The organism is Xanthomonas sp. 3307, from assembly GCF_014199735.1.
Lineage (GTDB): Bacteria > Pseudomonadota > Gammaproteobacteria > Xanthomonadales > Xanthomonadaceae > Xanthomonas_A > Xanthomonas_A rydalmerensis.
This window is the reverse complement of the sequence record NZ_JACHOG010000005.1, coordinates 123,604-147,324: the sequence shown is the minus strand read 5'-3', so window position 1 is coordinate 147,324 and position 23,721 is coordinate 123,604. Positions and strand designations below refer to the sequence as shown.

At 62.5% G+C, this 23,721-nt stretch carries 22 protein-coding genes and 2 tRNA genes; 2 read left to right on the top strand and 22 right to left on the bottom strand.

Annotated features, from left to right (window positions below; all coding sequences use genetic code 11):
• Window positions 1-7: 7 nt before the first annotated feature.
• The 11 genes from GGR64_RS13645 to GGR64_RS13595 all read right to left on the bottom strand — a co-directional run bounded on the left by GGR64_RS13645 (window position 8) and on the right by GGR64_RS13595 (window position 10,966).
• Window positions 8-1,108, bottom strand: coding sequence for a type IV secretion system protein (locus tag GGR64_RS13645; RefSeq protein ID WP_260303021.1), 1,101 nt, complete (start codon window positions 1,106-1,108; stop codon window positions 8-10).
• A gap of 84 nt (window positions 1,109-1,192) precedes the next feature.
• Window positions 1,193-1,984, bottom strand: coding sequence for a hypothetical protein (locus tag GGR64_RS13640; RefSeq protein WP_184646497.1), 792 nt, complete (start codon window positions 1,982-1,984; stop codon window positions 1,193-1,195).
• Window positions 1,985-2,040: 56 nt separating this feature from the next.
• On the bottom strand, window positions 2,041-4,512 hold the full coding sequence (locus GGR64_RS13635) for a VirB4 family type IV secretion/conjugal transfer ATPase (protein ID WP_184646495.1): 2,472 nt from the start codon (window positions 4,510-4,512) through the stop codon (window positions 2,041-2,043).
• A 168-nt stretch (window positions 4,513-4,680) separates the two neighbouring features.
• Entirely contained in the window at window positions 4,681-4,992 is a 312-nt protein-coding gene (locus GGR64_RS13630; protein ID WP_184447565.1) for a VirB3 family type IV secretion system protein, read from the bottom strand.
• Complete coding sequence (locus tag GGR64_RS13625; RefSeq protein ID WP_184447564.1) at window positions 4,985-5,380, bottom strand: TrbC/VirB2 family protein; 396 nt, start codon at window positions 5,378-5,380, stop codon at window positions 4,985-4,987. The genes GGR64_RS13630 and GGR64_RS13625 overlap by 8 nt, the downstream gene beginning before the upstream one ends.
• Window positions 5,381-5,453: 73 nt before the next feature.
• A complete protein-coding gene (locus GGR64_RS13620) occupies window positions 5,454-6,326 on the bottom strand; it encodes a lytic transglycosylase domain-containing protein (protein ID WP_184646494.1) in 873 nt (290 codons plus the stop codon).
• A 146-nt stretch (window positions 6,327-6,472) separates the two neighbouring features.
• Entirely contained in the window at window positions 6,473-7,516 is a 1,044-nt protein-coding gene (virB11, locus tag GGR64_RS13615) for a P-type DNA transfer ATPase VirB11 (protein ID WP_184646493.1), read from the bottom strand.
• Window positions 7,517-7,535: 19 nt separating this feature from the next.
• Window positions 7,536-8,714: a TrbI/VirB10 family protein gene (locus GGR64_RS13610; protein ID WP_184447561.1), complete on the bottom strand. Its 1,179-nt coding sequence runs from the start codon at window positions 8,712-8,714 to the stop codon at window positions 7,536-7,538.
• A complete protein-coding gene (locus tag GGR64_RS13605) occupies window positions 8,711-9,472 on the bottom strand; it encodes a TrbG/VirB9 family P-type conjugative transfer protein (protein ID WP_043084564.1) in 762 nt (253 codons plus the stop codon). The genes GGR64_RS13610 and GGR64_RS13605 overlap by 4 nt, the downstream gene beginning before the upstream one ends.
• Window positions 9,469-10,482: a type IV secretion system protein gene (locus GGR64_RS13600; protein WP_184646492.1), complete on the bottom strand. Its 1,014-nt coding sequence runs from the start codon at window positions 10,480-10,482 to the stop codon at window positions 9,469-9,471. Before GGR64_RS13600 ends, GGR64_RS13605 begins: the two co-directional genes overlap by 4 nt.
• 61 nt (window positions 10,483-10,543) lie before the next feature.
• A complete protein-coding gene (locus tag GGR64_RS13595; protein WP_017916128.1) occupies window positions 10,544-10,966 on the bottom strand; it encodes a hypothetical protein in 423 nt (140 codons plus the stop codon).
• A 77-nt stretch (window positions 10,967-11,043) separates the two neighbouring features.
• On the opposite strand from GGR64_RS13595, the gene GGR64_RS13590 reads away from it, so the two are divergent.
• Complete coding sequence (locus GGR64_RS13590) at window positions 11,044-11,181, top strand: hypothetical protein (RefSeq protein ID WP_160967310.1); 138 nt, start codon at window positions 11,044-11,046, stop codon at window positions 11,179-11,181.
• Window positions 11,182-11,367: 186 nt separating this feature from the next.
• Here the strand turns inward: GGR64_RS13590 and GGR64_RS13585 are convergent, their stop codons facing one another.
• From GGR64_RS13585 to uvrB, 4 genes are all read right to left on the bottom strand, one after another.
• Window positions 11,368-13,041 (bottom strand): type IV secretory system conjugative DNA transfer family protein, encoded by a 1,674-nt coding sequence (locus tag GGR64_RS13585; RefSeq protein WP_160967309.1) that lies wholly within the window; start codon window positions 13,039-13,041, stop codon window positions 11,368-11,370.
• A 250-nt stretch (window positions 13,042-13,291) separates the two neighbouring features.
• The gene (locus tag GGR64_RS13580; RefSeq protein ID WP_048489910.1) at window positions 13,292-13,549 is read right to left on the bottom strand and encodes a hypothetical protein; all 258 of its coding nucleotides are present in this window, start codon (window positions 13,547-13,549) and stop codon (window positions 13,292-13,294) included.
• Window positions 13,550-13,708: 159 nt separating this feature from the next.
• Window positions 13,709-13,783 (bottom strand) — tRNA-Val (locus GGR64_RS13575).
• Between the two features lie 95 nt (window positions 13,784-13,878).
• Window positions 13,879-15,909: an excinuclease ABC subunit UvrB gene (gene uvrB, locus GGR64_RS13570; RefSeq protein WP_160967307.1), complete on the bottom strand. Its 2,031-nt coding sequence runs from the start codon at window positions 15,907-15,909 to the stop codon at window positions 13,879-13,881.
• Between the two features lie 152 nt (window positions 15,910-16,061).
• Here uvrB and GGR64_RS13565 point away from each other — a divergent pair, with 152 nt between their 5' ends.
• The gene (locus GGR64_RS13565; RefSeq protein WP_184646491.1) at window positions 16,062-16,598 is read left to right on the top strand and encodes a Tfp pilus assembly protein FimT/FimU; all 537 of its coding nucleotides are present in this window, start codon (window positions 16,062-16,064) and stop codon (window positions 16,596-16,598) included.
• A gap of 44 nt (window positions 16,599-16,642) precedes the next feature.
• Here the strand turns inward: GGR64_RS13565 and GGR64_RS13560 are convergent.
• The 7 genes from GGR64_RS13560 to GGR64_RS13530 all read right to left on the bottom strand — a co-directional run bounded on the left by GGR64_RS13560 (window position 16,643) and on the right by GGR64_RS13530 (window position 23,535).
• A tRNA-Asn gene (locus tag GGR64_RS13560) sits at window positions 16,643-16,719 on the bottom strand.
• A 96-nt stretch (window positions 16,720-16,815) separates the two neighbouring features.
• A complete protein-coding gene (locus GGR64_RS13555; protein ID WP_184646490.1) occupies window positions 16,816-17,235 on the bottom strand; it encodes a type IV pilin protein in 420 nt (139 codons plus the stop codon).
• Window positions 17,235-20,987, bottom strand: coding sequence for a pilus assembly protein (locus GGR64_RS13550; RefSeq protein WP_184646489.1), 3,753 nt, complete (start codon window positions 20,985-20,987; stop codon window positions 17,235-17,237). Before GGR64_RS13550 ends, GGR64_RS13555 begins: the two co-directional genes overlap by 1 nt.
• 11 nt (window positions 20,988-20,998) lie before the next feature.
• Window positions 20,999-21,571: a PilX N-terminal domain-containing pilus assembly protein gene (locus GGR64_RS13545; protein ID WP_160967304.1), complete on the bottom strand. Its 573-nt coding sequence runs from the start codon at window positions 21,569-21,571 to the stop codon at window positions 20,999-21,001.
• 2 nt (window positions 21,572-21,573) lie between these two features.
• On the bottom strand, window positions 21,574-22,542 hold the full coding sequence (locus tag GGR64_RS13540) for a PilW family protein (RefSeq protein WP_184646488.1): 969 nt from the start codon (window positions 22,540-22,542) through the stop codon (window positions 21,574-21,576).
• The gene (gene pilV / locus GGR64_RS13535; RefSeq protein WP_160967302.1) at window positions 22,539-23,015 is read right to left on the bottom strand and encodes a type IV pilus modification protein PilV; all 477 of its coding nucleotides are present in this window, start codon (window positions 23,013-23,015) and stop codon (window positions 22,539-22,541) included. Before pilV ends, GGR64_RS13540 begins: the two co-directional genes overlap by 4 nt.
• A gap of 25 nt (window positions 23,016-23,040) precedes the next feature.
• Window positions 23,041-23,535 (bottom strand): GspH/FimT family pseudopilin, encoded by a 495-nt coding sequence (locus GGR64_RS13530; protein WP_237475329.1) that lies wholly within the window; start codon window positions 23,533-23,535, stop codon window positions 23,041-23,043.
• Window positions 23,536-23,721: the final 186 nt, after the last annotated feature.

Sequence of the window (23,721 nt, the reverse complement as noted above, 5' to 3'; positions counted from 1 at the left end):
AATCCTCTTAAACATTGTTGCCGTAAGCACCCCGGCTTCCTGCTTGAGCGACCTGACCAGAGGTGTCAACACCCCTATTTACGTTAGCGTAGTTATTGCCGACCTCGCCACCCGAATTCGTTGAATGGCTATTAGTCGTCCCAGGCGCCTGCGGGGTATACGGCCTACCAGACGCCGGATCCTTGCCAACCGCACCAAATCCAGAGTAAGGCGAGAACTGGCCCAATGTGCCCTGGAAGAACGAGGCTGCCATCGGGGGGGCCGTAATGATCAGCGTACTCAAGACCAAGCCGATTCCTCCTTGCTGCAATGCCATGCTGCTGACACCTTCGGTCGAGCCGCCGGGAAGCGCCCACTTGGCCAGGAACCCAGCTGCAACCGCCGCCACCACCTTCGTCGCCAGGCCGACCGTGAAGCTCAACACGGCCAGCGAGAAGACCGTCCCGATTCCATACATCAGCCACTTCTGAAACAAGGACTTGGTGGCATCAAATAGCAGACACAGAATGAACAACGGCCCAAAGCCGACGAACAGCGCCATCGCCAGCTTGTTCAGCAGCAACAGCGATCCACCCACCACGCCAGGGCCTGCCATGCCCAAGCCGGTGAACCAACGCGCGCGACTTTTTTCGTCTTCCAGCTGAGGATTGCTCGCTGTATCGATCTGATCGATGCTCGTCATCGCGATCTGCATCAACGCCAGGTTCTTATCGATCGCCTGATAGGCGCTCTCCGAGTCGCCGGTCACGGTCTCCACGATGGCGCTGCTGAGTCCGTCCGTGAGCCGCCAATACAGACCGTTCATCTGCTGATCGCCCGTGGTGGCCCCAGGCCTGGCAGCGGACACCATGCTCATGGCCACACCGATGATGAGCGCCGAGCGCAGCGAACTCACCACCAGCTCCATCGCCGATTCACGCGATTGTCCGGTGGCCACGCGGTAACCCTTGAGGAGGATCCACAGCGTCAGCGCGCTCATCGCCGTCACCGTCACCCACCACGACATGCGGATCAACAAGGCCCACTGAAAATAGTCGATCTCATCCCGCAAGAAATTGTTGATGAGGATGAAGAACTGGTAGTTGGCGTAGTTCTGCAAAAAATCCATGACTGCTCCATAACGCGCACGCTCATCACTGAGCTTTAGCAGGTGTCGCCGCTCCGATCAGGCGGAAGCAGCGACACGTGGGTCTTACTTCGCGATGCTCAGACGCTCGAGATTCTTGGGACTGGACGACTTGACCGCCTCAAGGGCGACGCCCATGGCGGCGCCTGCAGCGATCTTGCTCGCAAAATCACTCAATCCGGAGAAGCCGTCGAACAGGCTGCCACTGCTGCCGGTATCGGTCGCCGATGGCGCCTTCTTGCCGCGCATCGCCGCCCAGGCGCCAGCGGACTGCACCTGGGTCAGGTAAGACAAGCGCTTCTCGTAGGCGAACATCGCCGCTTCGGTCTGCTGGCGATCGATGTCCATCAGCGCCCGCAGCGCGATCAGCTTGTTCGTGTTGTCTTCCAGCAAGCCGATCTGGTTCGTGTCGATCTTCGCACGCTGCTGTTCCAGGTCGCGCAGGCGCTGCAATCGCTTCTCGGTGATGTCGTACATTGCCACCATGTAGTTGAACTGCGAATTGCGCGTGCGCTGGATCAATTCGCAAGTCTGCTGCTGTTCCTGCGACACGGGCGTTCCCGAGGTCTTGGCCGCGCAGTCGGAGACGCCGTAATTGTCGTCGACCTTGACCAGCTTCTCCTTCGGCTTCTCGACCTCGTCGCCGCTGGACTTTTCCTTTTCGGCCTTGCCGACCTCGTTGTCCCCGCGGATCTTGTCCAGCTTCTCATCCAGCGTCTTTGTATTGTTTTTGTTCTCGTCAATTTGCGTCTTGTCGATCACTTTCCACTGCGCAAAAGCAGTGGCCGGCAACAGCGTGAGCAGCGCAATTGCAGCAACGACACCAGTACGGCTAAAGACTTTCGTCATCTTGTCCATAAACACCTCAACACAATCTTGTAGAAACATTCCCATGCGTAACCTGGGCGAAGCAGTCAGGTGACCGCCGTTGCCCCCCGATTATCCGAAGACACCGACCTCGCTGGGCCCGATTTCCCGGACCCCTTGCGCCGTGCATAGAACTCGCTCAACCACTGTTCGGGCGTCAGGTCGTCCGGCGCGACACCGTGCTGCTTGGCCTTGCGCTCCAGCACCTGGTGCATGATTTCGATATTGTCGGTCGACGCCGAAATGACCGACAGCGCATCGTCCATGCCACGCAGATTGAGCTGGCACACCGATGACCCATGCCCCTGCTTGACCAGGAAGCAGCGCGAGCGCTCGTCCAGGCTGACCACGACCTGGTACTCGGCGTCGGTGAGCTTGAGGCCGTCCATGTAGTCTTCCTTGCTGGCGTTGGGATTGGGCAGCAGGATCATGGTTGCGGTCTGTTCGACCAGCGCCGCGGAGATATCGCTGGCGAGCGCATCCTCCGGACTCTGGGTGGCGAAGATGCCCAGGCCATTCTGCTTACGGATGGTCTTCTGCTTGTTCTTGGCGAATTCCTTCAGGCCGCCCTTGCCGTCAAGAATCTTCCAGAACTCGTCCATCACATAGATCAACGGCCGGCCGTCGATCAGGGCCTCCAGCCGATGCAGCAGGTAGTTGATGACCGGAACGCGCACTTCCGGGTTGTCGATGACGTCGGTGTAGTCGAAGCCGATGATGCTGGCCTTTTCCAGATCGATCGTATCGACCGGGTTGTCGAACACCCAGCCGTGCGAGTTGCCGGCGGTCCACTTGCGCATGCGCGCGTAGAGGCCGTCGTCGCCCATGTTGGGCAGGCTCTTGCGGAAGTTGGTCATGCTGCGCAGATGCATCGGCGTATCCAGCATGCCTTCCACGCCGCGGAAGATGTCTTCCTCCTCGCGCGAGGTGTACTCGATCTTGCCGGCCAGGACCTTGATCAGGTCGGCCAGGAACTGCACGTTCGCCTCGGTGCGCTCGCACTGGAACGGGTTGAAGCCGGTGGGCTTGCCGTTCTCCAGCGCCAGATAATTGCCGCCGCAGGCGCGCACGAAGATCTCGGCACCGCGATCCTTGTCGAAGAAGAAGATGGTCGGGATCGGATCGAACTTCTGCACCTGGCTGAGCAGGAAGTTGATCAACGCGGTCTTACCGGTACCCGACTTGCCGATCACCATGGTGTTGGCGATCGCCTTCTCGCCCAGCGAGTTCTCCGCCGGATGCGTGGCGTGGAAATTGAAGTAGTACGGCTGGCCGTTGGTGGTCTGCAAGGTGGTGACGCACTCGCCCCACGGATTGTTCTCGCGCTTGCCCTGGGCGAAGTTGTGCAGCGGCGACAGGCCGAGGAAGTTCAGCGAGCTGACACTGGCGATACGCGTGCGGTAGCGCCAGTTGCCTGGCAGCTGGGCATAGAAGGAGGACGCGACCGCAAGATCCTCCTTGGTCGAGACGAAACCGGCGTTGGACAGCTCGGCGCGCGTGGTGGCCACCTGCTGCGCGAGCTTTTCCTGCGTCTCGGCGTAGACCGCGATGGTGAAGTGATACTCGCCCAAGACGAAATTGCCCGACGAGAGTTGATCCATCGCCAGGTCGAGTTCGTGGATCTGGCTGACAGCCTTGTCGCCCGAGGACACCATCATGCCCTTGGTGCGATCGAGCACCTTCAGCGCGTCGTGCCGGCCCATCGGACTGAAGGAGTGGGTCACCACGTACTCGAAGTCGAGATACTTCAAGCCATTGAGAATGCCGGGATAGGTCGCGTCGGTGTATTCCTTGATGTTCAGAATGGCACCGAAATGATTGACGCCCTCCGGAGTCTTGATCACGAAGTCGCCGGTCTTGTTGGCGAACATGTGCTTGCTGACCGGCAAATAGGCGGGTACCGGCGCCTGCAGCACCGGCACCGGCTCGTCGATGCGGTTGATCAGATAGCCGAAGAACTCCAGGGCCTCGGAAAACACCACACCATTGCTGGCTTCGTACATGCTCAGCCGGTAGGGCGAGTAGTCCTTCAGCACGGCTTCGACGTTGCCGGCAAGCTCGAGCACCTTGGCGATCGCCTGGTCCTGCTCGGACTGCAACTGCGCAATGTTCGACGACTTGTCCATGAGACGCTTACCCGTGACCACAGGGCGATAGATCATGGTCATGTACAGCTCGTTCTGCATGATCTTCTGCGAGGACAAGGTGCCGTAGTACTGGTCCGACAGCTCCTGGTTGAACGCCTGCTTGAACTTGCCGGCGTTCTTGATGCGGCGGCGGCGACGCACGTCGTGCACCCAGAACGCCACGTTGGCGAAATCCGGCGCGCGCAGCGTCTGCAACATGCGATTGAAGGTGTTGTGCCGGTGTTCGATCTCCCACTCTTCGCGGCCCACGAACGGAAGCCCGCCCAAGTGCCAGATCAGCATGAAATCTCCTCCCGTCGTCTTCAGCACGGACGGCGCCACATGCGTGGAGATGGAGATGAACTCGCTGATTGAAGTATCCGGGATGAACATAAGGGAATAACTCAGAATCCGTTTCGTCTTGCCAAGGCCCGGCGCGTATGCACCGGGAACCGCCGACTGCGCTCGCACCTGCAACGCGCGCCGACACGAAAAACCGAACAACCCCATGCACGACAGAGGTGTCGTGCATGGGGTCGAGACCCGGTGCCCGGTTCCAAGCTAGCGCTTGGCGCCCGGCACGTCTTTCCTGTACTCATTCGGCGAGAACACCCACATGCCGGAATAGCGCTGCAGGTTGCGCACGCGCATCCTCATCATCCAGCGCAACCCGAGCATGCGGAAGATCATCTCGTCCCGCTTGGTCATCTGCTGCATGACGAAGACGATGACCGGAATGAGCGCCAGCAGCCACATGTTGAAATAGATACCCATCAGGAAGCCGCCGCCCGCGCCGATGAAGAACGGGATGTACGGCACCCCGAAAAACATCGCAGGCCGGGTGCAGCCCCGGAAAAGTACGTTCTTATGCATAGTGCAGTACGTGCTGGATCATCTGAATGGCCGCAGTGGCCTTGCACTCGCTCTGACCGGTGTCGCCGATCAGCATCTTGGCCAACTGACCGGCCGCGCCAATCAACACGCCGCCGAGCAGCACGGGCGCCACTTCCGCAACGCGCTTGTGCGCGAACGCGATCTGGTAGCCGGCGAAGACAACCGCGATGGTCACCACGACGACCGACGCCATGTTCAGGATGTTGTTGGTCTTGCCGAGGAAGCCGCACACCTTCTGGTCCGCACCGGCATAGTCCTGCGCCATTGCGAAGCTGGACGCGAGCAGCGCCACGGTGAACACCGCCGCCTGCAGCGCCGCCGTACCGACGACCTTGGCGTTCGACTTCAGTTGATTGTTCTTGAACATCGTGAGTATCTCCTTGACTGGAAAACAGGGGGTGATCAAAAAGCCACTTGCATGGCCGCGCTACTGCATCTGGCTAGAATACGAAGGCCCCGTCGCCAGACGTCGGCGGCGGCGTACTTGTGCCAGGAACGGCCGCTCCCGCCACGGCCTGGGGCGCGTGTGCGGCAACGTGCGGAGCTGGGGGCGCTCCGCCACCTGCAGGAACCGCCACTCCTTTGCCGGCGCCTGTAGGTCGTATCACATAGAGATCGGAGTCTGCCGCGGTCGGCTGTGAAGGCGATGCCGCCACTGCGCCGGCTGCCTGCTGCGCCGGCGCCGCAACGGCAGCCTGGGGACGCACCGACAACTGGCTTTGCGCAGCGAGGCCGCTGGCGAGCTGACCCGCCGCGGCGTCGATACGCCGCGACACGATTGAATCGACTTCGCGCACCGCGGCCGCCTTCGCCGAGTCGGTGACCACGCGGCGCACGTTCCCTGCCGGGATGACCGGGATCGCGCCTGCGGTGGACACGGCGAGCGCCCTGCCCTGGTTGATCGACGCATAGACCTTCTGCACGTAGCCGTGCCGATATCCGGTCTCGAAGTTGCCGGAGTAGTAGCAACTGAACGACTTGCCCCAGTTGCCACCGGAGCGACTGTAGCACTCGGCCAGGATCTTGGACGCGGCCTGCAGATTCGGACAGGTCTTGAACGCCTTTTCGTAGCTATCCAGACCGTACTTGATCAGGTTGTAGCGATTGACCTGCCCCAGGCCGAGGGAAAAATTGTAGCCCTTCTCTTCCAGCATCCGCGCAGTGGCGACGGCTTCGGGCAGGTTCTGCGGCTGGCGCACCAGGCGTCCGCCGACCACACCGATCGCGAACGGATTGTGCGACGACTCCACGCGCACAACGTGCTGCATGACTTCAGCCGGAACTGCCATTTCGGGACAGCTCAGTAGTTCCATGCCTGGCAACATGCCGTGGTTACTCCTTATGCATCGACTTCCCGGCAACTCGTCCGGAACGCCGCAGATGTCGCAAATCAATCGTGTTGGAAGAAAAATTCAAAGTCAATCGGCGTGGTTTCGCCTTATCACTTCAATGAACATATTCACCCTCCACCCGAATGCATGCGCTCCGGATCGAAATCGATACCGGTGATATAGCGCCGGCCCGCATGCGATTTGATATGGACAACGATGTCGATGGTCATCATCAGCAACCGCTTGATGACGGCGAACTCCAGGCCCGAGCCCTCGGCCGACGCCTTGACCATCAACGCCAGCTGGTCCCAGGTCTGCCCGATGCTGCCAGCATGGCAACTGGTGATGGAACCCGGATGACCGGAGGCGCAGTTGCGGATGAAATAGAACGACTCGTCGCCGCGCAACTCGGCCAGGATGATGCGGTCGGGCTTCATGCGCAGGCATGCTTCCATGCAGCTCTTCGCGGTGACGTTGCTCGTGCTTTGTCCACCTTTCGAATAGAGCAAATGCACGGAATTGGGCTGACTGATGAAGAGCTCGCGCGCATCTTCGATCGTCACCAGCCGCTCTTCGTGCGGGATGTGATTGACCAGCGACTTCATGAAGGTGGTCTTGCCGCTGCCGGTGGCGCCGGCGACGACGACGTTCTTCTTGAACAGCACCGCCTTCTTGAAGAATTCGGCGTAATCGCGCTGCCGACGCAGCTCGAGCAGTTCGCGATCCTGCTCGCTGAGCCCCGACTGCACCTCCAGGATCTCCTGGAAGAAGCCGTCTTCCTTGTACTGCTCCAGCGTCTTGGTGTGCTTGGACGGCAGCCGGATGGTGATCGACACCTTGCCGGCGTCGCAAGCCGGCGGAATCACGAACTGCGCGCGCTGCCCGGTGGGAAAGGTCAACGACACCACCGGATCGGCGTCGGTGATGCGTTGACCGGTATTGCTCTCGTTGACCACCGCCGTGCAGAACTGCCGCGCACGGTCGAAGGTCAGCGACGGAATGTCCATCCGCTGCCAGCCGCGCAGCGTCTCCAGGTACAGCTCGCCGGGACGGTTGATGCAGATTTCCGTCACTTCCGGCGAGTTCAGGTAATCCAGGATGCCCAGCACCGAGTACTGGTAATCCAGGAAATCCGTGGAGATCTGCGCGGTCGGAGAGTCGTCGAAGGTCACGTCGCTGTCTCGTTCTCGGTCAACGCGGCAACACGGCCGTGAAGTCGACGTCCTTGGCCACGTAGACGTTCACGATGGTGCCCTGGTTGATGGTCACGGTGGCAGGGCGCCGGCGATCCAGTGCCTGGTCGGCCAGACGCTGGATGGACTGCGCCGTGTTGCTCTCGAACGGCTGCTCGGTGACCACGCCGGAGTTGATGCCGGTGGTCGTGGTCTTCGGGCCGTGCTCGGCCGCCGCCCACTTGAAGGCGTCGCTGAGCATGCTGATCATCAGCGCGGACGAAATCCGGCTCGCCCAGTGTGCACTGTACTGACCCGGATGGCCGGAACTGCCGAGATTGTCGACGCCAGGACCGACCAGCGTCACATCGATGCCGGTCGGGGTGGTGATGCGATCCCAAACCACCTGCATGCGCGGGCCGGTCGGTTCCGCGGAACCGTACTGGCCGAGGATCTTCGATCCCTTCGGCAGCAGCAGACGGCGGCCGTTGATGGAGTAGACCGGCTCGGTGATGATGCAGGAAGTGAAGCCCGGGAAGTCGGTGATGATCCGGGTCTCCAGCACACAGCGGATATAGGTGCCACGCACCAGCAGACCGTCCGGGTTGGCGATCGGCTTGGCGGAGGTTTCCTGCTCCTGCTGGATCGGCGCGCCGCCCTGCTCCTGGCCCGGCAGCATGCCACCAAGGCCCTGGCCGCCGGCGTCCTGTTGCAGGCCGGCCATGCGCCGCTCCAGCAAGGACGGCCCACGCTCTTGTCGCGGCGCCGACTGCATCTGCGCGTCGGGATCGGTGGGCATCGGCGGCAACGGCGGCAGGTTCGGCTGCTCGGCCAGTTGCACCGGCTCGGCCGGCTGCACCGGCGGCGGCGCGGCGGTCTGCGGCAACGCAGGCGCCACCACCGCCTCCTGGCGCGGCTTCGGCGCGGGTTCGGGCGTGCTGCTGCCGCTCACTAGCCAGAAGATCGCCAGGATCAGCAGCGCAGCGATACCGGCCAGGAACACCAGCGCCTTGCGATTGAGCTTCTTCAGGTCGCTGGACCGCAACACCGGCTCATTGGCGTCCAGATCCGGATCGGCAGTCTGCTGCTGGCGAGCGAAATAAGGATTCTCGCGCGGCGCATCGTCCGCATGCGGGGAACGAGGCTGACCGTTGTCGCGGCCGTAGTTTTCGTCAGACGGGGGTAGATTCGAGTTCACTTTTGCTTGTTCCTACGCAAGCCGACAACATTCTTGCCGTGGCGGATGACCAGGAAGGGATAGGTCCCGTGGACAATCAGGGTGTTGCCCTCGACTGTGGTGTTGACCAGGAAATCCTCATCGCTTTCCTTCTCGCGACCGAACACGGCCGGGAAGTTGCCAGTGGGGAAACGCGTCAGATCCATTTTGATGTAGGTGAACTTGCCATCGTCGTAGACGCTGCTCGGCACGATCCACATTTGCTTGGAACGCGTGGAGTAGTCGTAGTCGAAGTAGTAATGACGATCTTTGGTCAAACGGGTGTCGAGCTGCGACTCATCCTTCACTTCGTCGCTCGCGGCGGCAAAGCTGGTGTCCTTCGGATAGGTGAAGGTCACCTTGTACTGCACGCCGGCCTGCTTGGCCTGCTCCAGCCGCTGCCAATCCGTCGCCACCACCTTCAATTCCAGGATGTAGGAATGGGTGGCGGTGCGGATCATCATGTTGGTGTCGACGTCGACGTTCTTCGGCTTCAGATAGAAGACGTTCTCGCGACGGCTGAGCTCCCAGCCACTGGTGAAACCGGTGCTGTAATCGAGGATCTTCTCGTTCGGGCTCAGTTCGATCTGGGTGGTGATGCCCAAGCCGGTACGTACCTGATAGATCTTGTCAGGCTCGTACTCGTACTGCTGGACCACCTGGGCCGACGCGATCGGCGCGAACAGGCCCAGAGCCAGCAACGCAATATGCGCCGCACCGGTTTTCGTCAGGAAACTCATCGAACGTTCGCTCCATTACCATTGTGCTGAGGTGCAACGTTGGGTGCAGGAGGCGCAGTAGCGGGCTGCGCCCCGGGGTAGACAGGTGCGCTGGTCGGATTGGCCATCGGCTCCTGTTGCGGAACCGGCATCGTGCCGCCAGCGCCCGGTGCCATCGGCTGGCCCGGTATCTGCTGCACAGGCACTTGTCCCGCCGCTCCCGGCATCTGCTGAGCAGCCGCCGGCTGCTGAACCGCGCCGGCGGCAGGCGTCTGCACGGCGGACGACGGAGGCACCGGCATGGCCGAGTAGTCGTTGTCGACACGGTAATCGGTCACCTGGAACCCCAGCGGATTCTGCACCCGCAGTTCGTCTTCCATGGCCAGGTTGCTGTTGTAACGGAAGCCCATGATGGCGAACTTGTTGTCCAGAAGCGTGGACTGCCCGGTCTTCTTGTCGTAGATGCTGCGCTGGAAGCGCACATTCGCACCGGTATAGGGCTTGCCGCTGCCACCGAGCAGCGAGATGCTCAGAATCTTGACCCGAATCGAGCGTGCCTTGCCGTAGGTGTAGTACGGCGCCGACGGATTGTTGGGCGCATGCAGATTGAAGTACTCGGCGCCCACCGCGGTATTCCGCGGCGCCATCGAGAACACCGTATTCCAGTCGTTGAGCCCCATCATCTCCGAGTCGTAGGACTCACGTGCAGTGATGAAGCGCGCCACATTGCTCCTGGCCAGTGCTTCGCTGCTGGTGACGCTCTGCACATCGCCGCTGTTGCGCAGGACCGAGATCGTGGAATTGCCGGTGTACGCATCCGCCATCACCAGGTACGGCACCTTCTCCTTCAACGGCAGCATGTAGTAATACCCGCCGCCGAGCAGCAGGCACATGATGATGGCGCCGAACGCGACCCACCACGCACGGCGCTCGCTGCGGCGCGCCAGATCAGCAATGCTGATTTCGTAGTTGACCGCCTTCGCTACCGCTTTGTTGACGTTTTCGCTTTCGACCGGCTTTTTACCGAACATCAGACTTCACCAGGTTTCGTAATGTGGCTGCGGGCGTACAGCGCGTATGCCCACGGTGAGGTCACTTCGCGCTGCCGCTGGCCGCCGGCGCACCGCTCAGCGACGACGACGGCTGCACCAGGATGCGATTGCCCGCGGCGGTCACGCTCAGCCCTTCCTGCGCATAGACCACGCTCAGCTCGGCGACCGCCTGCTGGATGCTGGTGGTGTTGATCTTGGCGACCGGTGCGTACAACGTGTAATCGGACTGGATGCCGTAGGACAGCTGCATGTTCGAGTCCTTGGCCCAGCGCTCGAGCATCGTCTTCAGCGTGCCGTCCATCGGGATCGCCTGGTACACGTACGACGAGTACAGCGGGATCTCCATGGTCGACTCGGAGAAACGATTGACCGGCTTCCACTTGCCGCGGAAGTCGGGTGCCGGCCTGGTTGCGCAGGCGCTCAACAGCGCGACGGCACTCAACGTAGCGATGAGCCGAAACATATGCGTTCTTTTCACGCGAGCCTCTGAATTGCGGAAACGTATTGAGAGCGGACGGCGCACAGGCGGCCCGCTACTGGATGGCGAAGTTCGACGCGACGACGCCACGCGCGCATCGCGAGAAGGAAGGCGCCGGGAACGGCGCGGGCACAGACCTGCTGCGGGCAACGGAGGACTCCCGAGGCCGCGCGACCAGCGCCGAAGAAAACGGAATTTGACAGCAAACCTTCCATGTCACCCCTTACGTGCGCCTGTTCGGCCCACGCCCCTGTTCCTGTTTCTGTTACCAACGCGCCGCCATACTCGCGAGAATGTGCCGCAGGGGCATGCTCACGTCAAGCATTTGGCAAAAAAACGTTCAATTGATAAATACGCCCAAAAAATAAGTGTTTCTTGTCACACTTTCAGATCGAGAGCGTCGGGATATCGACTTTCGGAAGCAGCCGCGCGGTGAAGTGGCGATCCTTGTAGTACTTGATCTTGTCGCACTTCACCGGATGTGGAATGCCCTCGTACAAGAACACTTCCTGGTCGTTCCCCATCGCCTTCAACTCCTGCGGCAGCATCAGCGCCCGCTTCTCCTCCGACACGCTCCGGGTCACGTCCTTGCCGCGCGTGACGTTCTTCTTGCGGAAGGTGGTGTAGCCGAGCATCTCGGAGTAGTCGTTGGCGTCCTGCTGCTCGCGCGGAGCGTAAAGAATCTGCAGTGCATGATTCGTGATGATGGTCCGCGAGACGTCTTTGCCATAGGTGGCATCGAGCTGCGCCATGCTCTGGATGATCGGCAGAAGGCGGACATTGTAACCGGCCATATATGACACTGCCGAGGCGATGATGTCGACTTTGCCGATCGCGGTGAACTCGTCCATCAACAGCAGGCACTGGTACTTCAACTCAGGATTGCTCTTGGGCAGCTCCTTGGTGTTGAGGTTGATGATCTGGCTGAAGAACAGGTTGATGATCAGGCGACTTTCGGCCAGCTTGTTGGGCTGGATGCCGATGTAGATGGTCATCTTCTTCTTGCGCAGGTCGGTCAGCAGGAAGTCGTTGTCGCTGGTGGCCGCATCCAGCACCGGGTTGATCCAGGCATTGAGCGGCTCCTTCAGCGTGCCCATGATCGAGGCGAAGGTCTCGTCCGCCTGCGACAGCATATTGGAGAACGCCGACTTGGCATTGCCGCTGAGGAAGCGCCGCTCCGAAAGCGACTTCAGATACTTCTTCAGGTCGGTGCCGTCGCCGGAAGACAGGCGGTAGATCGCGCCCAGCGTCGGCGTGCCGAGACCGCCGGGAAAGCCGATGTTGCGCTCGTCGTCCCAGTTCTCGAACAGGTACAGCGAGAACGCCATGAACGCGTTGCGCGCCTGGCTGACCCAGAACTTCTGATCGTCGGAGCCGTCCGGGTACAGCATGGCGGCAATGCTCATCAGGTCCGAGACGCGGAACGCCGGATCGTCGGAGACATAGCTGAGCGGATTCCAGCGATGGGTGCGGCGGTCCTCGGCAAAGGGATTGAACAGGAACACCTCCTGGCCCTGGCTGGCGCGCCAGCCGCTGGTCAGATCGAAGTTCTCCTGTTTGATGTCCAGCACCACCACCGATTCCTGGTACTCGAGCAGGTTCGGAATGACCACGCCGACGCCCTTGCCCGAGCGGGTCGGGGCGGCCAGGATCACGAACTGCTGACCGCTGAGGCGCACCAGCTTGCCGCGGAACTTGCCGACCACGATGCCGTCGCCGCTGGTCTTGAACAGCCCATGCTTGGACAGGTCGGCCGCGCCCGCGAAGCGCGCGTCGCCATGCAGGCTGCGCTTGGGCGGCTTGAACATCAGCACCAGGATCAGCAGGGCCAGCAGGCCGGGCAAGCCGAAACCGAGGTAGCCCGCCCATTTGATCTTGCCGACGTAGGGAGCCACCTCCGGCAAGCCGATGGCGTGGACGTACTGGTAGTAGGTGCCGAGCCCGAACATCCGCGTGTCCAGCTTCAGCAGCAGCAGGACCAGGTAGCCGGACAGGAAATAGCCACAGACGGCCGTGAGCACGACGACGAGCGCCGCCGCAACGAGTTTACGATTCGACAAGCCCTATCCTCCCTGATCCATCCTGGCGAATATTCTAGAGCGAGTTACGCACTTTGAGACGACCTGCGTAGGCAGTCTGTGCGGCGAGATGGATGCGGGTGCGGCGCCTGCGGGAAACGGCGCACAGCCGGACAGGCGTCCACCGCAACTGCCATGCCTCCGATGGGGCTCATGGCCACGCCCATGGCGTCGACACATCCTGCCCGAGCGTCCAGCGCGGCGCGCCCTGCCTCGACGCATACGCCACGCCTCAGCGACGCTGCCGCGTGCTCGGCTTGTTCCGTGACGGCTTCTTTTCCGCGCTGACCGCGTCCCGATCGCGCTCGACCAGGGTATCCAGGAAGACCCGCGCCTCGTCCCAGGACATGTCGTGCGGATCCACGCGCGCGCCGCCGTCGGTGGTAACCGCATAGCCCACCACGTTGGCCGGGCTGTACTCCGGCTCCCGGGTCAACGCCACGAGCTGGTAGCGTCCTTTGACTTGCACCGTATGATGGTATTCCACCATGCGCCTGGCCTCCTCGCCTGATCGTCCGCTTGGATGCTAAAGCAAGCGTGGCCGTGCGACCAGCGCTACTCCGCGGGCGCTACCCGGCGGCCGCAGCGCAGGCACAAAAAAGCCGGCTTTCGCCGGCTTCATCGTGTCCACGTCCGCTTTTTGGCGTCGTGGTGGGCGGTACAGGGTTCGAACCTGTGACCCCTACCATGTCAAGGTAGTGCTCTACCGCTGAGCTAACCGCCCTTCTCTGCCGCGGCGCACCGCTGCAGGGGCGCGAATCTTAGCCCACCTGGCGGACAAGAACAATACCCGCCCCCATATCGGCCACTGCGGCCCGCCTAGCCGACCAGGCTGGCATCGCGCAGCTTCTTGATCTGGTCGCGCACCCGCGCCGCGTCCTCGAACTCCAGATCGCGTGCGTGCTGGTACATCTCCTGCTCCAGCGCCTTGAGCCGAGCGGCGATCTCCGCTGGCGCCAGCGTCCGGTAGTCGGCCGGCTCTTCCGCGATCCGGCGCGCTTTGCCCTTGCCTTTGCCCTTGCCCGACTTGGCCTCGGACGCGTCTTCGCGTGCCCCCTCCAGGATGTCCACGATCGGACGCGCCACCGACTTCGGGGTGATCCCATGTTCCAGGTTGTACTCCACCTGCTTCTCGCGGCGGCGCCCGGTCTCGTCGATCGCGGCCTGCATCGAGCGCGTCATCTTGTCCGCATACAGGATGGCCTTGCCGCGCAGGTTGCGTGCGGCGCGGCCGATGGTCTGGATCAGCGAGCCGGTGGAGCGCAGGAAGCCTTCCTTGTCGGCATCGAGGATCGCGACCAGCGAGACCTCGGGCATGTCCAGCCCCTCGCGCAGCAGGTTGATGCCGACCAGCACGTCGAACTTGCCCAGGCGCAGGTCGCGGATGATTTCCACGCGCTCGACCGTATCGATGTCCGAGTGCAGGTAGCGCACCTTCACACCGTGCTCGCCCAGGTACTCGGTGAGGTTCTCGGCCATCCGCTTGGTCAGCGTGGTGACCAGCACGCGGTCGCCATCGGCCACGCGCAGGTTGATCTCCGACAGCAGGTCGTCGACCTGGGTCCCGACTGGCCGGATCTCCACCTCAGGATCGATCAGGCCGGTTGGGCGCACCACCAGTTCGGTGATCTCGCCGGCCGACTCGCGCAACTCGTACGGACCGGGCGTGGCCGACACGTAGATGCTGCGCGGCGAGCGCGCCTCCCATTCCTCGAAGCGCAGCGGCCGGTTGTCCAGCGCGGACGGCAGGCGGAAGCCGAACTCCACCAGGGTTTCCTTGCGCGAGCGGTCGCCTTTGTACATCGCGCCGATCTGCGGCACGGTGACGTGCGACTCGTCCACCACCAGCAACGCGTCGGCCGGGAGATAGTCGAACAGGGTCGGCGGCGGCTCGCCCGGCGCCTTGCCGGTGAGATGCCGCGAGTAGTTCTCGATGCCGTTGCAGAAGCCGACCTCGGCCATCATTTCCAGGTCGAACTGGGTGCGCTGCGCCAGCCGCTGCGCCTCGACCAGCTTGTTCTGCGCGTACAGCTGCTCGAGCCGGTCCTTCAGCTCCAGCTTGATCGTATCCACCGCACTGAGGGTGCGCTCGCGGGTGGTGGCGTAGTGGGTCTTCGGGTAGATCGTGTAGCGCTGCAGCTTGCGCAGGGTCTCGCCGGTCAGCGGATCGAACAGGGTCAGCTGCTCCACGTCGCCGTCGAACAGCTCGATGCGCAAGGCTTCACTGTCGGATTCGGCCGGGAACACGTCGATGACCTCGCCGCGCACGCGGAAGCTGCCGCGGTGCAGCTCGTACTCGTTGCGGGTGTACTGCAGATCGGTCAGGTGGCGGATCAACTGGCGCTGCTCGACATGCTCGCCGATCGACAGGATCAGCCGCAGCGACAGGTAGTCCTCCGGCGCGCCCAGGCCGTAGATCGCCGAGACCGTGGCCACCACCAGCGCATCGCGCCGCGACAGCAGGGTCTTGGTCGCGGCCAGGCGCATCTGCTCGATGTGCTCGTTGATCGAACTGTCCTTCTCGATGAAGGTGTCCGAAGACGGCACGTAGGCCTCGGGCTGGTAGTAGTCGTAGTAGCTGACGAAGTACTCGACCGCGTTGTTGGGGAAGAACGCCTTGAACTCGCCGTACAGCTGCGCCGCCAGGGTCTTGTTCGGCGCCATGACCAGGGTCGGCTTCTGGATCGCCTGGACCACGTTGGCGATGGTGTAGGTCTTGCCCGACCCGGTCACGCCAAGCAGGGTCTGCTTGGCCAGGCCGGCCTCGAAGCCGGCCACCAGCTTCTCGATCGCCTGCGGCTGGTCGCCGGCCGGCGAATACGGCGATACGAGTTGGAAACGGTCGGACATGCACAAGCCTCAAGGTGGAAAGCGCGGGCGACAGCGTCGGCCGACCCCGCGCCGGGGGGATTTCCTACATGGGAACGCACAACCCCCTCATTCAAGCCCTGCCGCCCCGCCGCGAGACTGGCGACCTCGCACCGGGACGGGAGACGACGGACATGCGCAACGCTGCGGTCAAAGGCTACACATTGCTCGAGGCGATGATCGTGATGGTGGTAATCTGCCTGGTCGCCGGCATCGGCCTGCCAGCATTCCGGGAAATGCTGGCAAACCAGCGCTTGACGGCCGCCACGCACCAGCTGAGCGCACACCTCGCCCTGGCGCGCAGCAGCGCCATCAGTTCAGGCGTCCCGGTCAGCGCCTGCCCGTCCAACGGAGACGGCAGTTGCCGCAGCGACAGCGACTGGAGCCAGGGCTGGCTGGTGTTCCGCGACCCGGAACGGCAAGGCCAGCCCATCGCGCCGGACAGCATCCTCAGCGAAGGCAACGCACCGGGCGCCGGCACCCTGGTCCTGCGCTCCAACCGCGGCCGACCCTCGATCCGCTTCCTGCCCGATGGCCGCAGCGCCGGCAGCAACCTGACCGTCAACATCTGCGAGCGGGGGCAGCTACGCGCCGCGGTAGTGGTGAACAACACCGGGCGCATCCGCGCCCGGAAAACGACGGAACCGATGCCCTGCCGGACGCCGGACTGACACGCAAAAGCAAAGGCCGCGATTGCTCGCGGCCTTTGCGGATTTGGCGCCCGAAGTTGGACTCGAACCAACGACCCCCTGATTAACAGTCAAGTGCTCTAACCGGCTGAGCTATTCGGGCGGGGAGGCGCATTGTATAGAGGCCTCATGCCGACCGCAAGGGGTGGGAGAGCCCACTTCTGCGACTGCCGCCATGCCCTTGCCCTAGCCGCCCTCCCTACCAGCAGGTGCCCTCGCCCGCGCCGGTGGACGTGGTGCGGGCACCCTTCTGGTCGATGCTCAGCGAACCGCACTGCGTGTCCTTGGCCAACTGCGGGCCGGTCGGTGTTGCGGTCAGCTTGAACGTGTTGGCGGTCGGCGTGCCAGTGAAGTCAACGTTGTAGAACTGCACGGCATCAGTTCCGCATTGCGGCTTGGGGACGCCTTCATACGTCAGTTTGGTGGTGTAGTAGCGCTCGATGAGCTGTGCCCCTTGCTGTAAGCACACGGACGCAGCCGAACGGCGCGCCTTGACGACGTGCGACTGATAGCTAGCGAACGCGATCGCCGCCAGCACACCCACGATCGCGACCACGATCATCAGTTCGATCAGGGTGAAGCCGCGCTGACGACGGGCCGTGAAAGTGAGTGATCGCATCAATTGTTCCTCAGGAGTTCGCGCCAGGACACGCGCTTCATGCTGAGCGCGCTGCTGTTGGTACCGAGCGTGGTCGTACTCGCGTTGTCCAATGCGATCTGCATCTGGTTACCGATGAAGATCGGACTATTGGGACTGCTGTTCAGGCCAATGCCGGAGACGGGAGTGCCATTGAGTGTATCGCCGGTGCTGGATCCGCCACTGCCATCCAGGTCGAAGAAGGATTGCGACAGACGGCCGCCGGTGAAGGGGTTGATCGCCATCACGAAACCCTTGCCGCTCGGGCTGCACACATCGCCCGAATCCGGAATACGCGTGGTGCCGATCAGCGCAGTGCCCTGGAAGAAGTTGGACACCACCATGCGCTCGCCCTGCGGCGTGCCGGGAGGCGACAGCAAGTCCATGTACCAGCCGTCCTGTCCGGCGCTGGGTTTGTCCTCGATCACGCGCACGGCAAAGCCGTTGACGGTGCCTTCCTCCAGGATGTTGACCTTGTTCAGGGTGGTGCGATTGGAAGGAATGGTGCTGCCGCGGTCGATCAGGCCGTACCAGGACTGGACGTCCTTGTTGCCGATATCGCCACTGGAAAGATACTTGCCGGTGCCGAAGAACACCCAGGTCAAGCCCGTCGCCGGGTCCTTCGCCGCCGTGGGCGCCGCGGTGATCGGCTGCGCCTTCGCCCCATAGCTGGCGGAGAACAGCCTGCTCGCGGTACCGCTCGTGCCGGTCATGTTGAATCGCCAGACATTCCCGTTGAGATCCCCGGCATATAGGCGATCGACGATGAAATCGTTGTTGGACGACCAAGCCAATACAGCGGACAGGCCATTGTTGCCACTCGCCCCCGTCTGGATGCGGCTCGACGCGCCAGTGATGGCGTTCACCAAGATGAGATCCGCTGAATCGCCGCTGCTGTTGGGGCCATTGCCGAGCATCGCGTACCACTGCCCGTTGGCGAGCTGCCCGATGATCGGCTTGCCGAGATTGTTCCCCAGCCCGACGAGGTCGGTGGTGGTGGAGGTCTTGTCCCACAGCAGCGTGATGTTGTTGGGGTCAGTGACATCCAGCGCGAACATACCCTTGCCGCCACGCCCCATAGTGCCGATCAGCACCGAGCGCCAGCCGCTCCCGGAGTAGACGTCCGACACGGTGAGTTCGCCATCCACGTAATACCGGTGCTGGTAGTTCGGATCGGTGTAGTCGAGCAGTCCTGTCATCGCCGCTTTCGGCACGAAGGCGAACTTCTCCGCGCCGGTGCTGGCATCGAACCCATGCAGCATGCCGTCATTGGCACCGACATAGATCATCGGCGCGCGTGTGGACTTGGCCGCGGCGAAGGAGGCATACGTGCTGGCGCCGTTGAACGTCGCCGTCGTGTAAAGACGCGGATTGGGCGCTCCCACATAGACCGGCTGCGAATTGACGATGTCGCCCAGGATGCCCGTACGGGTACGCAAGACGCCACCGTTGGCCTTCTCCTGCGAGCGATCGCCACGCAGATAGTTAATCTGGTTCTGCGTTGCGGACGACAACGGCGTTCCGGAGAGCTTGCCATAGGCGAAGTTGTCCAGATTCCCGTTCGAGTTGACGAACTTGATTGTCCGGGTATCCCATGCCGGGAACTGCGCGCTCGCGCTCCACGCCTGCGTCAGCGCGCCGGTGGTCTGGTTGACGTCGTATGCCACCACATCGCCACGCCAGGTACCGCTGTAGAACACCGACTGGTACGTCCGCGCCCCAGCCTCCAGCTTGGTCGTGTTACTGGCGAGGGACGCCGCGGACCCCTTCATCTCCTCCAGGATGCGCTCGAACGCCTGGCGCAGGCTGGCCACCATCTTTTCCGCGTCGGCGGCGAGGTAGTAATTGTCCGGCTTCTTGTAATTGGTATTGCCATTGACGTAGGAGCTGCCGTCCCACCAGGTGGAGTCCGCCAAGGCGCTGATATTGGTCTCCGGATCGTAGCCTTCCGGCACACGGAAACCGCCGTACTTCGTGGTCAGCCAATATTGGTTGGTGTTCGGCGACTTGTAATCGCCATACTCCACCACGTCGACCCAGTGTGTGGACAGGGTCTGTTTGCCGGCCAGACCGTCGCTGGCGTTGTCCGGGCGCAGATCCTTGGTATGCGCGTCGTAGGCGAGCGCCGCGATGTAGGCGGAGTTCTTGTCGCTATTGAACTGCGGCGTGACCGCGCTGGAGGCGGCGTCGGAGGCAGACTTGCCTTCCTTGCGCCAGATCTGCGTCATGCGGTCGATGACGCTGACCGAGGTATCGCGGGTCACTTCCGGCGGCGTGGCCGGCTCGCCACTCAAATTGGTGGTGTTGCCTGGCAGATTCTTGTCCAAATGCGTATTGGTGTCGCCGATTCCCAAGATCACATTGATCTGGCAGCGATAAGAAATCGGATCGTTCCACTGGGTGATGACCGGGAAACCATCGGTTTGCTGGTATCGCTGCTGCGCGTTCCCACTCAACGAAGAGTAGGCCGCGATATTGCCCTGGTGCTTGAAATAGCGGATTGCGGCGTAATAGAGCTCACTGACATCGTCGTACGACTTGACGTTCTTGCCGGTATTGAGTTGACCGAACTTGTTCAGATAATTGATGACGCCGCTGTTGACGACCTGATACCGGGGGTCTGTTCCGCCGATTGCCGACGTTGTCGCTGCGGCGTCGGAGGCATCGGGATTCTGGTAGATGACACCCGTCTGCGGATCCCACTCTCGCGCCGTATTCGCGAGCGTTCCCTGGTCGGGATTGTAGGTATAGGGGCCTACGAATTTCTGGTTAGCACGCAAGACACCGCTGTCCACGGAAGGATCATCCGTGTTCTTGTAGCCGAAGACGCTGTAACGGATCCGCTTGGCATACTGCTGGATCAAGCCCTCAGGCTTGTAATAGCCGCTCGGATAGGCAACGCAGTTGTCTTCAAGGTACCCCGCGCCCAAGCTGGCATCGCACACTTTGACCCGCACCGAGACCTGAAAGGTCAAGGTGGTGTCGCGCACGCAGCCTATGTTGAAAAGCGTGTTACACGGAGAGCCGTCCGGCTTGAGAAAGCTGCCATTCAGGGCATGCTTGCTCGGATCGTAGGCGATTTGCTGATTCGAGGAGGGATCGACCAGGCTTCCGTTGGCAAAGAACATCTGGTTGCCCAGCCCGTCGATGCGCATATTGAAATTCTGCCACTGCGCACCCGTCCCCCCCGCGATCAGCGTGGCATTGTTGCTGATCGAACGACGCGGAAAATTGCTGGTCGCTGTGCGATCGGCGACCGCCTTTTCCAGCAGCGTCTCGCTCGCCGTGTCGCGCGAACGATAGCCGCCGGTCAACGCCGAGCGAAACGGATCGATGGTCTGGGTCGCGGCCCAGTTGAGGAAGTTGCCCGCCCAGACGCCCGCACCGGTACAGGCATAGCTGCTCGGATTGTTACCGAGCAGGCTGACCGGGTAGAAGTAGCGGTCGCTCTCGGTGTCGCTGTAGTGGTATCTGTAGCACTTCTCGGAGTCGAAATAGCCGACGAACCTGCTCGTCACCGAATAGGTATCGGACAGATTCGCCTTGCTGATGACCGTCGGAAATTCCACCGACGGCACGAAGGCCAGGTTGCCCGGCACATCGCTACCGACATACAGCGGCGACTGCGAGACATCCACATCCGCGCCGGCCCCACCGACGGTACCGATGAACAGGCCGGCCACCACGGCAAGGAGCCAGTCCCGGTATGTCGTCTTCTTCGCTCGACTGGTCATAGAGGGCTCCATTACTTGACGGTGACGTTGGTCTGCAGCACGACAATGGCGCGGCCATTGGACGCGGACGGATCGCCGCTACGCGCGATCACCCGATAGTATTTTTCAAGCGACGTGCCGCCGGTACCGCCATACTGGTTCTGGTTGATGCTCGACCCCAGGCCCAACTGATCCTCGCTGGTGCGCTGGCCCAGATACTGGATGTAGTACTGGGCCGGCACTGCCTGGCCCTTCGGCGCCACCGTGCCGTTCACCCAGCACTCCTGGGTGCCCAGCGCACAGCCGCTGGAGGCATTGCCGGTATACGTGTTACTGGGCACGGCCGGACATACGGTGGTGCCTGACGAGCAGTTGAAGCCGACGGTATTGCCGGCCGCAGCGGCGGTCTGAATGACCTTCTCCGCATCGCGCAAGGCGCTTTCGGCGGCCTGGAATCCCAGGCTGCGGTCGTACATGTTGGAAGACATGCGCTCCTGCAGCAGCGTGCCGCGCAGCACGGCCAGTCCCAACAGGGTCATCACCAGCAACAGCAGCAGGACGACGATGAGCGAAATGCCGGCCTGCCGGCGGGGCGACGGAGACATGTTCACGGGTTCCGGTTCCTGATGCTCACGATCGTGCTGAAAGTCCGTGTCGCCGGCTGCTGGTTTGCGCCGGCCGCCGTGTTGGCGCTGACGGTCATGCTGATCTGCACCGCGATGACGTTGGCCCAATTGCCCACGGCGCTGGCATCGGCATAGGCGGTGCCGCCGGTGGACAGGTATTTGAACTGCAGGCCGGTGACGCCATCGGCGATTTCGTTCTTCTGACTCGTGCCGCCTGGCGCGATCACTTCCTGATACAGGGACGTGCCCCCTGCCCCGCCGCTACTGGCGGCCACATACCAGCGTACGGCCCGCACTTCGGTCAGGATGGAGTTGATCTCGTATTGGTAATTGTTCGAACCAGCGACACACACGCCCGGCAGGCGCCCGAGCCGCGTGCAGGCGTTGAGCCCACCACTGGAGTAATTGGCGGTGGTGCCGGAAACGCTGTTCACCTGCAGCACCGCCAGTTGCTGGCGGTCGCACAACAGCATGATCGCGTTGCTGTGCAGATCCGGCGCTGCCGCGTTGAGCGTCAGCGTCTGGTTCACGGGGTTGTGCGCCGTCACGGTCGCACCGCCGGTACCGGCGGACAGGATCTGGATCACGTCAGTGCCTGACGTGATGGAGAGGCCGGACGGGCTGGTGTTCTCGTAACCGGTCAGCGGCAACGCCCAATTCATCCACCAGCTCGCCGTCGGATTGTTCAGCACGTTCGCCACCGGCAATCCGGAATCGCAGGGATTGCCGCCGGCCTCGCGGATGTCCTGGGCCATCATCTCGAAGCCGGTCCGCGCCGACTCCTGGATCCGGCTCAGGCCCTCGGTCGCCGCATAGGTCTGGCGGTTGGACAGGAAGATGCCGATCGCCGCACCGACCACCAGCAGGCCGAGCAACATCGAAATCATCAGCTCGATCAGGTTGAAGCCGGATTGGCGCCGCGGCGGCGTAAGCGCGATACGTATGTTCACAGTTGGGCCGTCGTGCTCAGGGTCTGGGTCGCGCTGCCGCTGATGTTGCCGTTAGCACTGGAGTTCATTCCGCGGCTGTCGTCCCATTGCACGGTGATCGTGCAATTGCCGTCGTTGCAGGCGATGGAACCGCAGGTCGTCGTCTTGTCGCCGCCAATCGCATCCTTCAAGCCGTTGAGCCAGACCGACTTGTCGGTCGCCACCAGATCGCCCGCGGCCGGCGCCGTGCACAGCATGCTGCCGGTGTTGTAGGCCCCGAGCATCGCCGCGCTGCGGTTGGCGCGCATCGCATCGAGGATCGTGTAGGTCTGCATGACGATCTGGCTGCGCTGCAGCGCGCTCTGGTTGTTGCGCAGCGCCGTGGTCTGCATCGCCGCCACGCCCAGCATCCCCACTCCCAGGATCAACACCGAGATCATCACCTCGATGAGGGTGACGCCTGCCATGTGTCTGCCGCTCTGGAACCGCTTCATGGTGTCTCCGCTTGCCGGAACCGGCTCAGCCGGTGGTGGTACAGCTGCCGCCGTCGGATGTCGATGTGACCTGGGCGCGGCTGCCGCCCATCAGCTTGACGCTCCGGACATTGTTGGATGGGTTGGTAACCGCCATGCAGACCACGATGCCGCCTATCACTGGCGTACCGCTGCTGTTGCGCGCAATGCCGTCGGCACCGAAGGTCAGCTTGTCGCCGAGGGCATCCAGGGTGCTACTGGTGACGACCAGGCCGGTGCGCAGGGTCGTGCTGCGCAGCACGGTGCCATCGCGGGCGACGGTCAGGTAACGGGTCCAGTTGCCGCCGCTGGCGCAGGTGGCACCGTCGTCGCTACGGCAGAGACTGACACCACCGTTCAGGCGTACCGCTTCCGAGCGCGTCAACTGCACCGCGGCGATCAGCTCGTTGGCGGCGCTGGTCAGGCGGTTGCTGCGGATCAGGCCGGTGAAGCTGGGCACTGCCAGCGCCATGATGATGGCCAGCACCGCCACGGTGACCATCAGCTCCACCAGCGTGAAGCCACGTTGCGTCCGCTCGGCAAGGCCACGCTCGCAAGGAACCGCCATAGTCTTCCCCAGATTCTCCCGCCGGCCACGCTAGCGGCCGGACCGCCCACGCGCCAGCCGTTGCCGACGGATGGCGGATATGGGGGAGTGGACGGACCGTGCGCGGCGCGGCGCCAGCCG

Bases quoted from the DNA above. Each gene is read 5' to 3' on its own strand.
- GGR64_RS13580 (WP_048489910.1), bottom strand. From the start codon at position 13,549: ATGGTGGAATACCATCATACGGTGCAAGTCAAAGGACGCTACCAGCTC.
- GGR64_RS13635 (WP_184646495.1), bottom strand. From the start codon at position 4,512: ATGTTCATCCCGGATACTTCAATCAGCGAGTTCATCTCCATCTCCACG.
- uvrB (WP_160967307.1), bottom strand. From the start codon at position 15,909: ATGTCCGACCGTTTCCAACTCGTATCGCCGTATTCGCCGGCCGGCGAC.
- GGR64_RS13550 (WP_184646489.1), bottom strand. From the start codon at position 20,987: ATGACCAGTCGAGCGAAGAAGACGACATACCGGGACTGGCTCCTTGCC.
- GGR64_RS13545 (WP_160967304.1), bottom strand. From the start codon at position 21,571: ATGTCTCCGTCGCCCCGCCGGCAGGCCGGCATTTCGCTCATCGTCGTC.
- GGR64_RS13555 (WP_184646490.1), bottom strand. From the start codon at position 17,235: ATGCGATCACTCACTTTCACGGCCCGTCGTCAGCGCGGCTTCACCCTG.
- GGR64_RS13605 (WP_043084564.1), bottom strand. From the start codon at position 9,472: ATGAGTTTCCTGACGAAAACCGGTGCGGCGCATATTGCGTTGCTGGCT.
- GGR64_RS13625 (WP_184447564.1), bottom strand. From the start codon at position 5,380: ATGTTCAAGAACAATCAACTGAAGTCGAACGCCAAGGTCGTCGGTACG.
- GGR64_RS13565 (WP_184646491.1), top strand. From the start codon at position 16,062: ATGCGCAACGCTGCGGTCAAAGGCTACACATTGCTCGAGGCGATGATC.
- GGR64_RS13640 (WP_184646497.1), bottom strand. From the start codon at position 1,984: ATGGACAAGATGACGAAAGTCTTTAGCCGTACTGGTGTCGTTGCTGCA.
- GGR64_RS13630 (WP_184447565.1), bottom strand. From the start codon at position 4,992: ATGCATAAGAACGTACTTTTCCGGGGCTGCACCCGGCCTGCGATGTTT.
- GGR64_RS13600 (WP_184646492.1), bottom strand. From the start codon at position 10,482: ATGTTCGGTAAAAAGCCGGTCGAAAGCGAAAACGTCAACAAAGCGGTA.
- GGR64_RS13595 (WP_017916128.1), bottom strand. From the start codon at position 10,966: ATGTTTCGGCTCATCGCTACGTTGAGTGCCGTCGCGCTGTTGAGCGCC.
- GGR64_RS13645 (WP_260303021.1), bottom strand. From the start codon at position 1,108: ATGGATTTTTTGCAGAACTACGCCAACTACCAGTTCTTCATCCTCATC.
- pilV (WP_160967302.1), bottom strand. From the start codon at position 23,015: ATGAAGCGGTTCCAGAGCGGCAGACACATGGCAGGCGTCACCCTCATC.
- GGR64_RS13530 (WP_237475329.1), bottom strand. From the start codon at position 23,535: ATGGTCACCGTGGCGGTGCTGGCCATCATCATGGCGCTGGCAGTGCCC.
- GGR64_RS13620 (WP_184646494.1), bottom strand. From the start codon at position 6,326: ATGGAACTACTGAGCTGTCCCGAAATGGCAGTTCCGGCTGAAGTCATG.
- GGR64_RS13590 (WP_160967310.1), top strand. From the start codon at position 11,044: ATGGCGAAGTTCGACGCGACGACGCCACGCGCGCATCGCGAGAAGGAA.